The organism is Erythrobacter westpacificensis (genome assembly GCF_039542285.1).
In the GTDB taxonomy this organism is placed as follows: domain Bacteria; phylum Pseudomonadota; class Alphaproteobacteria; order Sphingomonadales; family Sphingomonadaceae; genus Alteraurantiacibacter; species Alteraurantiacibacter westpacificensis.
The window spans coordinates 1-15,142 of the sequence record NZ_BAABHV010000020.1 but is presented as its reverse complement, the minus strand read 5'-3'; the positions used below and the strand labels follow the sequence as shown (position 1 = coordinate 15,142).

13 protein-coding genes are annotated in these 15,142 nt (G+C 53.8%); 7 read left to right on the top strand and 6 right to left on the bottom strand.

What is annotated here, in order from left to right:
• Window positions 1-166: 166 nt before the first annotated feature.
• Complete coding sequence (locus ABFX23_RS12815; RefSeq protein ID WP_119588294.1) at window positions 167-2,353, bottom strand: TonB-dependent receptor; 2,187 nt, start codon at window positions 2,351-2,353, stop codon at window positions 167-169.
• 37 nt (window positions 2,354-2,390) lie between these two features.
• Window positions 2,391-2,597: a hypothetical protein gene (locus ABFX23_RS12810; protein ID WP_346033410.1), complete on the bottom strand. Its 207-nt coding sequence runs from the start codon at window positions 2,595-2,597 to the stop codon at window positions 2,391-2,393.
• A gap of 199 nt (window positions 2,598-2,796) precedes the next feature.
• Here ABFX23_RS12810 and ABFX23_RS17815 point away from each other — a divergent pair, with 199 nt between their 5' ends.
• Window positions 2,797-2,994: a transposase gene (locus tag ABFX23_RS17815; protein WP_407641613.1), complete on the top strand. Its 198-nt coding sequence runs from the start codon at window positions 2,797-2,799 to the stop codon at window positions 2,992-2,994.
• A gap of 66 nt (window positions 2,995-3,060) precedes the next feature.
• On the opposite strand, the gene ABFX23_RS17810 is transcribed toward ABFX23_RS17815, so the two are convergent.
• Entirely contained in the window at window positions 3,061-3,297 is a 237-nt protein-coding gene (locus ABFX23_RS17810; protein WP_428831670.1) for a hypothetical protein, read from the bottom strand.
• A gap of 357 nt (window positions 3,298-3,654) precedes the next feature.
• Here ABFX23_RS17810 and ABFX23_RS17805 point away from each other — a divergent pair, with 357 nt between their 5' ends.
• Entirely contained in the window at window positions 3,655-3,924 is a 270-nt protein-coding gene (locus tag ABFX23_RS17805; RefSeq protein ID WP_487046918.1) for an integrase core domain-containing protein, read from the top strand.
• Window positions 3,925-5,646: 1,722 nt separating this feature from the next.
• On the opposite strand, the gene ABFX23_RS12800 is transcribed toward ABFX23_RS17805, so the two are convergent.
• Both ABFX23_RS12800 and ABFX23_RS12795 read right to left on the bottom strand, forming a co-directional pair.
• Window positions 5,647-7,206: a class I adenylate-forming enzyme family protein gene (locus ABFX23_RS12800; protein WP_346033409.1), complete on the bottom strand. Its 1,560-nt coding sequence runs from the start codon at window positions 7,204-7,206 to the stop codon at window positions 5,647-5,649.
• A 65-nt stretch (window positions 7,207-7,271) separates the two neighbouring features.
• Window positions 7,272-8,114, bottom strand: a complete 843-nt coding sequence (locus ABFX23_RS12795) for an alpha/beta fold hydrolase (protein WP_119588292.1) — start codon at window positions 8,112-8,114, stop codon at window positions 7,272-7,274.
• A 130-nt stretch (window positions 8,115-8,244) separates the two neighbouring features.
• Here ABFX23_RS12795 and ABFX23_RS12790 point away from each other — a divergent pair, with 130 nt between their 5' ends.
• Entirely contained in the window at window positions 8,245-9,033 is a 789-nt protein-coding gene (locus ABFX23_RS12790; protein ID WP_119588291.1) for an SDR family NAD(P)-dependent oxidoreductase, read from the top strand.
• 10 nt (window positions 9,034-9,043) lie between these two features.
• Here ABFX23_RS12790 and ABFX23_RS12785 read toward each other — a convergent pair whose 3' ends face one another.
• Window positions 9,044-9,841 carry an IclR family transcriptional regulator gene (locus tag ABFX23_RS12785; RefSeq protein WP_119588290.1) on the bottom strand — a complete coding sequence of 266 codons (798 nt, stop codon included), beginning with the start codon at window positions 9,839-9,841 and terminating at the stop codon, window positions 9,044-9,046.
• Window positions 9,842-10,084: 243 nt separating this feature from the next.
• Here ABFX23_RS12785 and ABFX23_RS12780 point away from each other — a divergent pair, with 243 nt between their 5' ends.
• From ABFX23_RS12780 to ABFX23_RS12765, 4 genes are all read left to right on the top strand, one after another.
• Window positions 10,085-10,876 carry a fumarylacetoacetate hydrolase family protein gene (locus ABFX23_RS12780; protein WP_119588289.1) on the top strand — a complete coding sequence of 264 codons (792 nt, stop codon included), beginning with the start codon at window positions 10,085-10,087 and terminating at the stop codon, window positions 10,874-10,876.
• Between the two features lie 78 nt (window positions 10,877-10,954).
• Window positions 10,955-11,872 (top strand): acetaldehyde dehydrogenase (acetylating), encoded by a 918-nt coding sequence (locus ABFX23_RS12775; RefSeq protein ID WP_119588288.1) that lies wholly within the window; start codon window positions 10,955-10,957, stop codon window positions 11,870-11,872.
• On the top strand, window positions 11,872-12,912 hold the full coding sequence (gene dmpG, locus ABFX23_RS12770; RefSeq protein ID WP_119588287.1) for a 4-hydroxy-2-oxovalerate aldolase: 1,041 nt from the start codon (window positions 11,872-11,874) through the stop codon (window positions 12,910-12,912). The genes ABFX23_RS12775 and dmpG overlap by 1 nt, the downstream gene beginning before the upstream one ends.
• Window positions 12,913-13,193: 281 nt before the next feature.
• On the top strand, window positions 13,194-14,828 hold the full coding sequence (locus tag ABFX23_RS12765) for an AMP-binding protein (protein ID WP_158586895.1): 1,635 nt from the start codon (window positions 13,194-13,196) through the stop codon (window positions 14,826-14,828).
• Window positions 14,829-15,142: the final 314 nt, after the last annotated feature.

The following is a 15,142-nucleotide window of genomic DNA, read 5'->3' as shown; positions in this document are numbered from 1 at the left end:
ACAACCGCGCTTATGCGCAAAACAACCGCTCGGCTCTAATCCCAGCTGGGGGAAAGCTGGGGGTCACGTCAACTCAAGTTGAGCAGGTCAAGACCCAAGATCTTCTGATCTTGGGTCTTGACTTTGCCAAAATAAAGATAACACCCTGCCTCCAACCACCAGAGAATTAGAATCTAACTTCTAAACTAGCTCCTATCTCACGAGGACGTTCGTAGGTAGCATAGGCAGCGAGGGGACCGGGCGAAATTTGCTGAACAACCGCTTCATTCGTAAGGTTTTTTCCATAGATACGGAAAGTAAAGTCGTCATCGGGATTAGTCCATCCAATCTCAGCTGTCAAAAGTTGGTATGGTTCCTGCTCAAAGATGTTCAGATAGTCATAGTATACCGAACTCGAATGGAACAGGTTGCCTCCCACGAATGCTTCGCCTTCCCAAGCATCGAAGGTGTAGCGCCCATTCAATGTCAAAGTGAACTCTGGGGCGCGGACAAGCTGATTGCCAGATGCATCAGCGGTCGAAACCAAGTTGCCGCCGCCTGGTTGGGGTAGAAAAACCTGCGCATTGGGGAAGTCTACATACTCGGAATGAGCATAAGCAAGTGCCGCACGCAGGTTCAGACCGGTCACAGGATCTACGAACAGCTCCAATTCGCCCCCATAGATTTCTGCACTGGCAGCATTCTGCAAAACAAACGAATTGTCTGCTGCCCGCGCGGTAACCTGGAGATTGTCATAATTGTAGAAGTATGTCGCAAGGTTCGCCCGCAGCCATGGCAACGGATCAGCCTTTATGCCAAATTCGACGGCATCGATGGTTTCCGGTTGCACAGCCACATTAGAGGGGCTGAACGTGTTGAAAGTTCCACTCTTAAACCCGTTCCCATAGGTGGCATAAATGTTCAGGAATGGTGAAACTTCATATTGGATAGCAGCACGATAGGTGAACTTATCGAAATCCTCCTCTGCATCCGTGAAGAGCTGTACGCCATTTATACGCTGTGAAAATTTCCGAGTTTCTAGTGTGTATCGGCCACCCAGGGTAATCGACAAGCTGGGCGTCAGATCGTAAGTACCCTCAACGAAGCCCGCGATTGACGAATTGTCGACCTCCGGCTCAAGCGTCAGAGGAGTAATAGGCTGCGTTACGTCCCTCCGATTGATTAGAATTAGAGGTTGCTCACCTTCAAGTTGGTAATAATAAACCCCGGTAGTCCAATTGAGGGAACTAGAATTATCCGAAATCAGACGAAGTTCTTGAGTGAACGTATCCGGCCTGACCCGCATATTCGTTTCGCCAAGGAGTATGTTAGTCGCATCAGAATCGCCTATCTGGTGCACGCGGGTGCGCATATAAGAACTGGTTGATTCCAAAAGGACCCCGTCTAGATCAATAAGCCCTTTAAGAGCGATATCTAGTCGGTTAAAATCAGAACGGCCTGGTATGCCGAAGGTTACGTTAGAAGCTTCCCATGGGCTTTCAGGAAGAAGCACCCCCTCGATGTTTGCGGCCAGCGTATTATCTCCCAGAGGTCGAGCGGTAGCAGCATTTTCGTCCTGAGTGTCAACAAAACCGACAGTTAGAATGAACTGAACATCGCTACTTGGCTCGAAAAGCAATTTCGAGCGGATTGAAGCGATCTCCGTCTCACCAACTGTCCCGCCATCAGGCAAGTACGTTACGTATCCGCCTTGATTACGATAAAGCACAGCGAGATCCGCCGCTATGGTGTCTGTCAAGCCACCGGTAGCATACGCCTGGATATCAAATTTGTTCGAATCTTCACGCATACGCCCCCAGCTAGCTCGGAAACGAGCGCGCGGAGTGAACTGAGGGTCGGGGGTGACAACGTTGACCAAACCGCCAGTGGCGTTGCGACCGAACACAGTTCCCTGCGGCCCCCGCAGCACCTCAACGCGAGATACTTCGACAAGGTCAACTTGCGTCGAATAGGGATCGCCTTGATAAACCCCATCAACATAAACTGCGACGTTAGACTCGTCACCTACGGACGTTCCACTCGACCCTACCCCACGTATACTAGGTTGCATCACAAGCTGATTGCGCCCCCCATTGAAGCCGGGAGCAACTAGGTTGAGATTTCGCACCTGTTCCACACCCGCGATAGTAAGCGCCTCGTCTGATACGGCCGAAACTGCGACAGGAACGTCCTGCAAATCCTCTTCACGACGGGTGGCGGTGACAACGATAGCCTGAGCCCCAACTTCTGAATTTGAAGCTATCGGATCGCCTGCCTCGACGTCCTGCTCTTGCGCCTCTGCGCGCTCCACATTTAGGATTAGTGGACAAAGCAACAACGATAGCATTGCTGATTTCGTGACTACTATTTCCATAATTACCTCTCCCTGATATTATTGTTCTTGTCTTGGCTCACCAAGCACCACAACCCAAAAGAAATTTAGACCGTTTTTGAATGAAGTAATACCTATTCTCTAGAAAAGAGATAAGTGTTTTGCCTAAGCTCAACTGCCGAATTAAATTCCATAATAAGGCAAGGTGCGCTTTCTGCTTTTTGAATAATCTTGCATTTGCCTCTTCTCTCACCCCGCCGAAACTATTCCATGTTGGTGTCGCCACGCTCAGTAGCGATGTCAATACGTGGAAGAATGTTTGAGATGCATATGTGCAGCTATCTATCAGAGGGTGAGAATATTCCATTGGAGTTGGTGGGAATTCTATCTATTCATCTAGCCGGAATGTGACGGTTGCGGTGGTCTCAGCCACTAGATTTCTTCCAATGATAATTGGAGTCCGGCCCTGATAAAGAGACGGACGAATGAAGCGAATCAGGTTCAGCAAAGAGAAGATCATCGCTGTGTTGAAGGAGCAGGAAGCGGGGATGCCAACACCGGAGGCGTGCCGCCGTCCCGGGGTTAGTTCGGCGACCTTCTACAAGAAGTTAAAGTATGGCGGACTGGAAGTTTCGGATACCCCCGGCATTTACGTCAGCTTGAGTAAGAGAACGAGCGGCTGAAGAAGCTGCTGGCGGACTCGATGCTCGACAACGCCGTCCTCAAGAGGGGCAGCGTAAAAAAAAGTTTTAGCGCACGGAGCCAAGCGGCAGCCGGTGGCTCATCTCCAGAAGGTTTTCGAGGTGAGCCGGTGCCGGGCCTGCGTGATCCTGGGCGTAGGTCGGACCATGGTGCGCTACGTCAGTCATCGTCCTGACGATGCGAAGGCCCATGAGCGCATCAGTGAACTGGCCAGCCAGCGTCGTTGGTTCGGCTACCGGCGGTTGCGCTGCCTGCTGTGCCAGGAAGTGGGCGATGAACCACAAGAAGCTCCGGCGGCTTTATCGCGAGGAACGGCTACAAGTGCGCCGCCGTGGCGTTCGCAGGCGGGCCCTGGGCACACGAGCACCAATGACATTCCCGCAGGGACCCAATCAGCGCTGGAGCCTGGACTTTGTGTCCGATGCCTTTGCCTGTGGGCGAAGGTTCGGGATCTTTGCTGTCGTTGGTGATAGCAGCCAAGTGTGCGCGCGTCTGAGCGCCAATCTGTCTATCTCCGGCGCTCGGGTCGGGCGGGAGCTAATCCAGCAGTCTTCGAGCGGATGGCACGGCCCCATACGATCGCCAGCGATAAAGGCATTGAGCTGACGGTATGGCGATCCTACGCTGGTCCAAGGAGCGCAATGTCGAGTGGCATTACATCGAGCGCGCGCCTGCAGGGCGAGTGCCTGGACGAGACGATTTTCACAAGCCTCGCCCTCGGCCGCCAGGTACTGGAAGCCTGGCGGCACGACTACAACCACTTCCGGCCCCGCTCGAGCCTCGGGAAAGATCCGGTTGTGATCGGGGAGGATCAAACGGCAAACCGTACTGGGGGCATGTTTCCCCATTACGTTTCGCCATCACGCTCAACGATGGGCATCAAAACGGGCCAACTCTACCGGTACTGGTAGAAACTTCGGGCTCAGAGCAGCGGTAATGCCGTTAGCGGAAAAGAACGTGCTTACGCATCGGTCGTAACGGATGTGGGTTAACGGGATAGCGTAGTTGGCCCCTGCATCATCATATTTGCGCCATGAATCAGTCGTCGTAGGTCTACGTCTAGCAATCGGCAGATGAGCAGGAGATTGTCACCGTCAGAGTGGATCATGCGCAGAGTGTTCTTAACATAAGCGGCAGGGAAAGCTGGTCGTTCATTTCTTAGTCGGGCGCTAAGCAGCCTAGCTGCCCAACTTAGGACGCTAGCCAACGAGGTCGACCGGCTAGAAGCGCAAATACTTGAGTGGCACCGCCCCGATGAGACGGCCCGGCGGCTCGTCACGATTCCGGAATACGGTCCGAACACAGCGTCGGCCATATCAGCGGCGGAGCCAGATGCGTCTCTATTCAGATTAGGGCGTCAGGTCACGGCATGGTATGCGCTTATCTTCGGGCGCGCAGCCACGGCGGCGAGGAACGGCCGGGATGACCAAGCAGCGCGACGGCGACTTAAGTCGGCTGCTCGTGGTCGGCGCGCGACGGCAGTGATGCGGATAACGCGCAAGGGTGCAGATCGGCAGCCGTGGATAGCTAGCTGATCGAACGCAAACCTGCGAAGATCGCGAGTGTCGCGATCAGCTTACAAAGCAGCAGGGGTGCCGCCGCCGGACTCTCGTCCACACCGCCGGATATTGCCCGGCGGCAGGATGGCGTAGGGGTAGCTAGGTAGTGATGGCGAACTGGTCAGACCGAGGGGCCAGCAAAACTCCGGGGCCCAGCGCTTAGAGCGCGATGATGTGCTTAGGGAGCTAGCCTACGGACTTCATCAAAACTAGCGGTCAAAGCGTACTGCGCGAACTGGCTGAACACCTGAATGCACCCGACCGATACTCATCTTTACTTAACAAGCTCTTGTGCCGCAGGCGTCGTCCACACTTCGAGCTACAACGTCCGCACCACGTTGCAAATAGGCTGATGCAAGGGGCGCCCACAACAACAGTGAGGACCCGTCTTCAGTTCTAAAGTTTGCCGAACATGTTTGCGCTATCGCGCAATCGATGAAGTATGCATTCTAGCATTTCGCAATTAGCTTTTGAGAAGGAGTCGGGGAAGGTCCGGCGGTCGCGGGAACCAGTCGGTCTATTGGGCTATCGCCGAGCAGTGCGAGCCTCGGGAAGCGCGTCGAGCATCAGCCGCCCCTATGAAGTCGCTTTATCCGCCCCTCCGCCCGCCAGCATTGCCAGTGACCACCTTAGCCCTCCAAGAACGCACGAAGCTCGGAATCCATGCCGCCTTTGGTGCACCCGGCACCTCTGGGAGGAGCCTCCCATTCAGTAAGCTGTCTACTGTTCGGTAAGCCCAGAGATGCGTGGCACAGAAAATGCGTGGCCCAGATCATCGGCTAATTGAATCTACGCTTCCAACCGGCGAGGTCAGCAAAAACCCTGTTAGACATATCCTACCGGCTTCCTTTGGAAAATCCGGTAATAGATCGCATTGTTAATCCAGCCTCTATCGGCAACTCTCTTCAAAGCAATCCGCTTCTGATCATGAGAAATGATTTCACAAAGGATTCGGGGAGGGGTGCACTGACCCGCCGTATCCCGTGCGCCAGTTACGGCAACGTCGTCTCCAAATCCGATTTCAAACCCTCAAAAGCAATTCATAGTTCTTCAGCTAAGCGGCAGTGATCTCTTTCAACGATTTTCCGCGATAATCTTGAGCCTTTTCCTGTCCGGCTTTTGCGCGGGCGTTTTTGGGATTGCGTCTAATAGTATGATGGTGCGGGGAATTTTGTAATCGGTCAGGTTCCGAGCGCAGTGATTGAGCAGCATATTCTCCGTTACCTCGGAGCCCTGTTCTGTCGCTACGAAAGCTAAGGGAACTTCGCCTTTGCGATCGTCGGGCACTGAAATCACAGCTACGTCCGTGACCCCTGGAACCTTAGAAATTACCTCCTCGATCTCGCTTGGGTAGACATTGAATCCTGCGACGATGAGCATGTCTTTCTTGCGGTCGACGACTGTCAGAAATCCATCTGATGTTAAATATCCGATGTCTCCTGTGGGAAGCCAGCCGTGATCTCCGCAGGGCGGAAGACCCATGTAACGATCAACGACCCGTTCTCCCCGGACCATAATTTCACCGGCTTCATTTGCGTCCAACCGTCTTCCACTTTCGTCGAGCGCAGCTATCTCCACCTCGATACCGGGCAGCGGACGTCCGGCTGTGCCATACTTGTGCGTTCCGTCAAGTGGCTGCGCCGTTAAGGGACCACCTTCTGTCATGCCAAATGCCTCAAGGATCGGGAGGCCAGTCTTAGCCTCCCAACGCAGAAGCGTCTGCCGCGAGAATACCGAACCGCCACCCGGACACAGCCACAGCGCGGAAAGGTCGTGATTGGGAGCCGAGAGGAGCCCTTGATAGATCGCCGCCGGACCACCGCTGAAGACGCTGACCCTGTGCTTTTCCATCAGACCTGCCGTGACGTCTGGCTGGAAGCGCGGAACGATTACGAGGGGAGCGCGCCCATACACCGGATTGAAGCAACCCATGTGCAAGCCCCAGACATGGCTGACGGGGGCAACATTGAGCCAGACCTCTTCGTGTAGGCGAGTGGGCCAAGCTGTATGCATCGCCTTGATGCAGTTCATTTCCGACCTTTGGTTGCGCCTGACCGCCTTCGGCGCGCCGGTCGACCCACCCGTAAACATGATTATACAGGGGCTCTCGCCTGTAATTTCCAGTTCTGGCCGCTCTGTCGGCGCTTCCAGCAATTGCTCAAGTCCAATACCGCCCTCGCCCACGACAACCAGAGGTATTCCTATCTTATCGGCGGCGTCACCGACGACTGCTGCATTCTTTCCACCCGCCAGAATCAGGTCAGGCTCCGCAATCCCGAACAGCACCCCCAGTTCGCGCGGCGTATATTCGGCATTGGCCATCGAAATTTCGACACCAGCGCTCAATGCAGCGAAAATGGCGACGTTTGCTTCGATCGAATTCGGGATGGAAATAGCGACACGGCCTGATGGCGGAACAATCTCGCCAATGCGCGTGGCGAGACCTGTAACCGCAGAACCGAACTGGGCGTATGTGAGCCTTCGATCTCCCTCAATCAATGCCAGCTTTTCAGGACAAGCTTCTACCGCGTCCCAGAACATGGTCACTACATCACTATATTCTTCGCGCAGGAAAGCTGGATCGCCTTCACTGAGGCGACGAAGTATCTCGGATCTGGTTTTCGACATCTGCATAAATACCATTTAGCTGGAAACTGTCTTAAAGACTTATCGGTTAAGAATTACGGCTAGCGAGGACCTCAATTGCAACGGAGAAATGCGCGTATTTGGTCCAGAAACTGATCCTCACGCTCTAGCTGGACCCAGTGGCCGCATTGACCATAAACATGCATCTCGGAGCGCTTCAGGTGTTCATGCATTCGCACTGCAACATGCAATGGAATCATCTTGTCTTCGCGGCCGTGCAGAATCAGCGTTGGCGCATCGATAGCTTCCAACTGCTCCAGCGGAATACCCTTGACGATCCGTGGACCTTCCGGTGCTTGACCAGCGTCAGGCTGCAGCTTGTGGATTGTTTCTTTCCCGCTGGCGATCTCCGCCACACGCAGGCGCGCGGCCACCGCCTCGTCGGTAACTATTGACGGATCGTATGGGAATGCCTTCATCATAGCGCGCATGGCGTCCATGCTGGGCTCGAAGGATCGGCTGTCCGCCAGTCCCCGCGTCTGCTCAAACTCACCAGCCGGTGTGCCCATAAGAATAAGCGAGCGCACTTTGTCGGAATGAAAAGCCATCATTCCCAGCGCGAGAGCACCACCGAAGCTGTTGCCGACCAGCGTTACGCGGTCGAGGCCAAGGGCTTCTATAAAGCCCGCCAGATGCCGCGTCCACAGCTTGATGCCCGGCTTCTCTCCTTCAGGCAGTTGGCTAAAGCCGAAGCCCACGATGTCGAGGGCCAGAACTCTGTGCGTTTCCCCAAGTTTTGGCAGGATTCCTCGCCAGTTTTGCCAGGCGGTCACGCCAGGACCCGAACCGTGAAGGAGGATAACGGGGTCCCCTTCTCCACATTCGTGATAATTTGTCTGGATACCATCGACGTCTATCGACAACCCGATATCGGGAAGCTCCGTATTACCGGGCATACCTCTCTCCAAAGCAGCATTTCGCCAAATTCTTCTTCCTTATCTGTTGCGAGGGACCTTGGAAGATGTCAATACGCTGGAGTATGGATGGTTGATGTCAGATAGACAAAAACCCAGAGGGTGAGAATTGATGGGAAAACTTTTGGACCAAACAGCGTTAATCACTGGCGCGGCTTCAGGTATCGGCAAGGCAGTGGCGATGCGTTTCGTCGAGGAAGGAGCGAATGTAGTTGCGTTGGATCGCAATGCCGACGCTCTCGCGGATCTGTCGGATCACTTGGGAGATCGGTGCTCTGTCTTAGCTGGAGATTGCACAGAGGCTGCAATCTGCGAAGCGGGCGTCGAACTTGCGAAGGAAAAGTTCGGAAAATTGGACACCGCGATAGCGAACGCCGGCGTTTACGACTGGTACAAACGTATAGATCGCATGACAATGGAAGACTTGGGGGCAGCGTTCGAGGAATTGTTCCGAATTAATGTGCTGTCGACTTTGCTCTTGGCGCGAGCTTCCGCAGATGCGTTGCGGAAATCCATGGGCTCTCTGATAGTGACCTGCTCCAATGCTAGTTTCAGAGCTGGCGGCGGTGGCACATTGTACACTGCCAGCAAGTTCGCACTGCGGGGCATAGTTTATCAACTTGCTTATGAATGGGCGCCGCAAATCCGCGTTAACGGCGTTGCTCCTGGCGGGACTGTCACGGGCCTTTCGGGATTGGGCACACTGGAGAGCGCATCGCGTCGTCTCGATTCCGAACAGCGCACAGTCGAAATGGTGGCGAAGGCATCGCCACTGGCAAGGGCGGCAGAGGCGGAAGACCATGCCGGATGCTATGTGCTTCTCGCGTCACCTAGAGATGGAGTAAACCTAAATGGAACGATCCTGGTCAGCGATGGCGGATTGATCTCGCGAATGGGTTAGGCCGAGCGCGTCAGGTCTTCTTACTTCGCTTCTCGCGAACCTCGTCCCCTGGCATTCGCAAAACATCGGAAACTGCCTTTGCCGCTTCAACGATACGCGGAAAGAGCGTAAGCAAATCCTGTTCCGCTTTCTCGGGATCAACGTCTTTGCAGACCTCGGTGACTGACACAGCCGCCAACAGGCCAGGCCTGCACAGTATTGGCACCGCGAGGCAGCGCAGCTCTGGGTACATCTCCCCTCGATCCATCGCCCATCCCTGTCGGCGTACGCCGTTGATTTCCTCTCTCAAGTCATCGACATCGAATATTGTGTTTTCCGTAAGAGGAACGAAATCGCCCAAGGCAAGATAGTCTTCAAGCGTATCGCGTTCCAGCTGGGCAAGCAGGGCCTTGCCAATCGCCGTGCAATAAGCCTCGAGCTCGATCTCCTCCCGAGAAGGAGACCGTCGGCACCCAGATTCGACCTTGACCAAATAGCGTACAAGGTTGTCTCGAAAGACGCCCAGATGCGCCGTGCGCCTGCAAGTCTTGGCGAGGTCTGCGATAATGGGCCGGGTCGCAGTGGTAATAATCGAGTCGATATCCGCACGTGCCGCTATTTCCACGCTGGCGATGCCAAGCGCGTATAGCCCTCGACGATGCCGGACTAAAAATTTGCGCTCGACCAACGGCTTAAGAAGGCGGTGAGCTGTAGAGACGGGAATCCCAGTATGTTTGGAGATTTCCTTCACAGTCATGGGTGAGGAAGAAACGCTACCGATGAGGTCGAGTATTCGCTCGACTACTGATGTGCTGGATTCGTTGTTCATGCGCTCCTTGCTATCACAGGGTGAGACTTTTGGGCAACAAAAGCCTCCATCAAGCTTGGCGGAGCACCTGACAATGGCGCACAGACGAAATTACAAAATGGAAGGTCCCGCTTTCGAACCGTTTCGCCTTCAAAGACGCTTCGCATTTGATGGCCAGTGAATTGCTCGATGGTGGGCCCGCAGACGACATCGGCAAAAGATACAAGGGCGTTTCGATGCGCACGTTTGGGAGAATTTAAGGCAATGCCACTCGAAAGTTCAATAATATCTTCACTGGGCGATGAACTCTACGGCGCTCTAATCAGGGGCCTAACGGTTTCCAATCTGCGGGATCGCCATCCGGAGATAGATATTGGCGACGCCTATCGCGTCCAGGAACGAATGATCGCGCGCCGTCTGGAAGCTGGCGAAAAGATCATCGGAAAAAAGATCGGCGTTACCTCCAAAGTGGTGCAGGAAATGATTGGAGTGTTCGAGCCTGATTTCGGACAATTGACCGATCGAATGCTGGTTCCCGATTGCGCCACGGTAGATCACAAATCACTCATCCAACCCAAGGCCGAAGGCGAAATTGCGTTCATTCTGAAACATGATCTCAACGGGCCAGGCGTGACCGCCGCCGATGTACTGGAGGCGACCGAATATGTCACTGCCTGCTTTGAGATCGTCGATAGCCGCATTCACGACTGGGATATCAAAATTCAGGATACAGTCGCGGATAACGCCTCGTGCGGAATATTCGCGATTGGGACCGCGCGGGTCGATCCGCGTCAGATCGATCTGGCCAAAGTGACCATGACAATCGAGTGTAATGGAGTCGAGGTTGCGAGCGGGATCGGCGCCGCTGTTCAGGGTTCCCCTCTTAACTCTGTCGCTTGGCTCGCCAATACGCTTGGAGAGCTTGGAATGCCGTTCAGGGCGGGTGAAATAATCCTTTCCGGAGCACTTGGGCCGATGATCGACATATCCAGCGGTGACACGCTGCAGCTTAACCTCAGCGACGGGCTTGGGTCCTGTCGCATGACTTTTTCTTAGCCAATCGCGTGCTTCGGCAAGGATAGCAACGAGGTGACAAACCTCGGCGCACTCTAGTGACAAAGTAAGGATGCACAGATGGACAAAATTAAATGCGCAATAATCGGGCCGGGGAATATCGGCACCGATCTGCTTTACAAACTGCTTCGTTCCGAAGTTCTCGAACCCGTTTGGATGGTGGGTATAGAGGCCGGCTCCGAAGGTCTTGCCCGCGCGAAGGAACTGGGCCTCAAGACCACTGCCGAAGGGGTTGATGGGCTGGTGCCTCACGCAATCGAGGATGGAGTGAGCATCGCGTTTGATGCGACTTCGGCCTATGTCCACGCCGAAAACAGCCGAAAGCTGAACGAGCTGGGCATTCTTATGATCGACCTGACGCCCGCCGCCTTGGGCCCGCTTTGCGTTCCCCCGGTCAATCTCAAGGATCTGGCAGGCCGTAAGGCAATGAACGTCAACATGGTCACATGCGCGGGCCAGGCCACGATTCCGATGGTCGCCGCCATCAGCAAAGTTCAAAGCGTTGATTATGCCGAGATAATCGCAACGGTCGCGTCGAAGTCGATCGGAGCGGGTACCCGTAAGAATATCGACGAGTTTACGCGCACCACTTCTGCGGCGGTCTCTAAAGTGGGTGGTGCAGCCGAAGGCAAGGCTATCGTGGTCGTCAATCCTGCCGAGCCTCCGCTGATGATGCGGGACACAGTCTATTGTGAAACAGTTGACCAACCGGATCAGGAAGCGATCACCGCATCCGTGCACGAGATGATTTCTGCTGTGCAACAATATGTCCCCGGCTACCAATTGAAGAACGGGCCAATTTTCGAGGGCCGCAAAGTCTCGATCTTTCTCGAAGTACAGGGCCTTGGCGATTTTCTGCCCAAATATGCGGGGAATCTGGATATTATGACTGCGGCCGCAGCGCGCACGGCTGAAATGTTTGCACACGAGATCCTTAATGGCCGGCTTGAACTCACACCTTTCAAGGAGAATGCATAATGACACTCGAAGAAGAAGTCTGGGGTCGAAAGCTCAAGCTTCATGATATGTGTTTGCGCGACGGCATGCATTCCATGCGGCATCAGATCACGCTGGATCAGATGGTCGATATCGCTTCCGGGCTTGATGACGCGGGGGTACCGTTGATCCAGGTCACACACGGTGACGGGTTGGGAGGATCATCCCTGAATTACGGTCGCGGACTCCATTCGGATAGCGAATACATCTCGGCAGTGGCCAAGGTAGTAAAAAGGGCGACTATCTCGGTACTCCATGTTCCGGGCATTGGCACTCTGGATGAGTTGCGGATGGCTGCCGATTGCGGGGCAGGATGTGTTCATGTCGCCTCGCATTGCACCGAAGCAGACGTCACCGAACAGCACATTGGCCTGGGACGGGAACTTGGGCTTGATACAGTCGGCTTTCTCATGATGGCGCATATGACGCCGCCCGAGCATCTCGTGGAGCAGGCGTTGTTGATGGAAGGGTATGGAGCAACAACAATCTACTGTGTTGATTCGGCAGGTTACATGCTTCCTGACGAAGTCACCGATCGTATTATTGGCCTTCGGAAAGCATTACAGGACGAAACCGAGATCGGGTTTCACGCTCATCACAATCTCGGGATGGGAGTCGCCAATTCCCTGGCAGCAGTGGCGGCCGGCGCGGATCGCATCGATGGCTCTGCTGCCGGACTGGGTGCTGGCGCTGGCAATACACCGCTCGAATTGATGGCTGCCGTCGGAGAGCGATTGGGCATCGAGACCGGGGTGGACCTGTTTAAACTGATGGATGTAGCGGAGGATCGGGTTCTGCCGATCATGCCGGAACCGCCCCGTGCAGATCGGGACTCAATAACGCTTGGTTTCGCAGGGGTCTATTCGACTTTTCTGTACCAGGCCAAGGAGGCCGAGAGTAAATACGGCTTATCGGCCCGTGATATCTTGATGGAACTAGCTCGCAAGAAAATGATAGGAGGACAGGAGGACATGATCGAAGATACGGCACTTACAATGGCGAAGGAACGGGATCTGGCTTAGACCTTCAACGACTGGAGTTGAGCAAATCAAACGGTAAAGGCGTTCTTATCAAGAGGCTAACTTTTATATATCGCGCTCTATCGGCTAATATTAATAGGGGCTTCGCTAAAGTTTTCATTTGGCAGTGAACATTTTGCGAATTTTGTATATCTTAGCTCGCTCACTTCGATCGAAAATCTCTTACGTATTAACGAAGTTAATTTTTGAAGTAGGGGTGCGCGGCCAGAACGCCTCAGGCCATCACAATGCTTTGCCCTCCCAGCTTTAGACAAGGAACACTTATGCACGAAAGCGGTCAACAGGACCCGGCGACCTTTATGCACTTAAAGGAGTTTCAAAGTACCCTGCCGGATGCGCGTCCCCTAGCGCAATTACTCGAGCATGCGGCTAAAGAATTTGAGGGATTGGAATATGTATCGTTTAAAGATCGATCCTTCTCTTATGCAGAATCATGGGCACTTGTGCGCGCTATTGCGAGCGGGCTCAAGAGTTCGAAGATCATGCAAGGAGATCGTGTCGGCATTTGTCTTTCAAACACGCCCCATTATTCTTTAGCATGCTTCGCGCTTTGGAGAATCGGGGCGGCAGGTGTTGGAATGAACCCTCTATACTCTCTGCGCCAACTCAAAATGATAGCCGAAGACTCGCAACTCCAATGGATCATTGTGAGTGATGAAGAAATGCAGCTTTCCAAGGCAAGGCAAGTGGCGGAGGAGGTCGGTGCCCGACTCATTATCTGTCGCGCCGATGCTAAAGACCTGATTGAATTTGAGCCCGCGGCAACCAGAGGTAGCGAAGTTGCGTTCGCAGAACTCTGCCTTGAAACCTCAGACGAGGAACTAATGCCGCCACCGCTGGATTCGGTAGCCATGATCCAGTATACTGGAGGAACGACAGGCACGCCGAAGGGTGCGATGCTCAGCCATAGAAATATATGGGCTGGAGCGCATCAGATCCTGTACTGGTTGCACCGCATCCAGGATGATAGCGCTATTTGGTATGCTGCCGCTCCGTTTTCGCACATAACCGGACTGTTAAACTATATCGTACAGCCCACAATTGTGGGAGGTAAAGCATTACTCACTGAGCGTTTTTCCGCGAAAGAGTTGATTGACTTGGTTCGAAAAAGGCGAGTGTCCGTTCTGATTCTAATCCCAACCATGCTGTCAGCGGTCTTGGCAGAAGAAAAAGATGTCAAAGAAGTGGATTGGAGCAATATCCTACACGTGTTGGTGGGCGGGGCACCTCTTTCTCATGAACTGGCTAGACGCTTTCATGAGGCCACTGGACTGTGGCCACAGCAAGGCTATGCAATGACCGAGACCTCCGGCAGCGGTGTTGGGATGCCAAGCAAAAAACTTCCTGGCCACGAGGCCGCTACCGGAATCCCGATGCGTGGCACGTGTGTTGAAATCCGCTCTTTGGACGATCCTGCTATTGAGGTCTTGCCTGGTGAAGACGGGGAGATCTGCTTCAGGGGAGCAAACGTAATTCAGAGTTATTGGCGACGTCCATTTACCTCAGACGACATGACTCCTGACGGGTTTTTTCGAAGCGGTGACATTGGTTCTCTTACCAAAGATGGTGTCCTCTATCTTGTTGATCGATTAAAGGATGTAATTATTTGCAGTGGCTATAACGTCTATCCCCGAATCATCGAAGACGCTGTATTAGAGCACCCCTCCGTCCATGAGACCGTAGCCATCGGAATACCGGACAACTATAGAGGCGAAACAGTGCTAAGCGTCATCACGCTAAAGGCCGGCACTGATATCTCGCAAGGGGAACTTCTGGATTTCCTCAAATCCAAGCTATCACCGTTCGAAATGCCGAAGCGAGTTGAAATACTGGATTCATTACCAAAAACAGAAAATGCAAAGCTATCGCGTAAGGCAATCCGTGACATGTTTACTTGATAGACGATTTGATTGGCCGGGAATGTGAAAATCTGCTTCTTATTACTTTGGGTTGTCTTTGAAATCGCTTCGCCTCGAAGTATATTCAAGGATTTACAAGGGCACGATAACTTTGTTCACTAGTGGTGTGAGTCCGAAGTTTCTACCAGTTACGGGTAGAGCCTTGGGCACTGTTGGACTGCTACCCAACGTTGAACCACTTGGGTCTGGAGGTTTCCGCCTTTCCCAGATCCGGTGGGCTGGTGACGTGACCCCCAGCTTTCCCCCAGCTGGGATTAGAGCCGAGCGGTTGTTTTGCGCATAAGCGCGGTTGT

Coding starts and splice junctions, on each gene's coding strand:
- ABFX23_RS12815 (WP_119588294.1), bottom strand. CDS start 2,353: ATGGAAATAGTAGTCACGAAATCAGCAATGCTATCGTTGTTGCTTTGT.
- ABFX23_RS17815 (WP_407641613.1), top strand. CDS start 2,797: ATGAAGCGAATCAGGTTCAGCAAAGAGAAGATCATCGCTGTGTTGAAG.
- ABFX23_RS17805 (WP_487046918.1), top strand. CDS start 3,655: ATGTCGAGTGGCATTACATCGAGCGCGCGCCTGCAGGGCGAGTGCCTG.
- ABFX23_RS12800 (WP_346033409.1), bottom strand. CDS start 7,206: ATGCAGATGTCGAAAACCAGATCCGAGATACTTCGTCGCCTCAGTGAA.
- ABFX23_RS12795 (WP_119588292.1), bottom strand. CDS start 8,114: ATGCCCGGTAATACGGAGCTTCCCGATATCGGGTTGTCGATAGACGTC.
- ABFX23_RS12790 (WP_119588291.1), top strand. CDS start 8,245: ATGGGAAAACTTTTGGACCAAACAGCGTTAATCACTGGCGCGGCTTCA.
- ABFX23_RS12785 (WP_119588290.1), bottom strand. CDS start 9,841: ATGAACAACGAATCCAGCACATCAGTAGTCGAGCGAATACTCGACCTC.
- ABFX23_RS12780 (WP_119588289.1), top strand. CDS start 10,085: ATGCCACTCGAAAGTTCAATAATATCTTCACTGGGCGATGAACTCTAC.
- ABFX23_RS12775 (WP_119588288.1), top strand. CDS start 10,955: ATGGACAAAATTAAATGCGCAATAATCGGGCCGGGGAATATCGGCACC.
- dmpG (WP_119588287.1), top strand. CDS start 11,872: ATGACACTCGAAGAAGAAGTCTGGGGTCGAAAGCTCAAGCTTCATGAT.
- ABFX23_RS12765 (WP_158586895.1), top strand. CDS start 13,194: ATGCACGAAAGCGGTCAACAGGACCCGGCGACCTTTATGCACTTAAAG.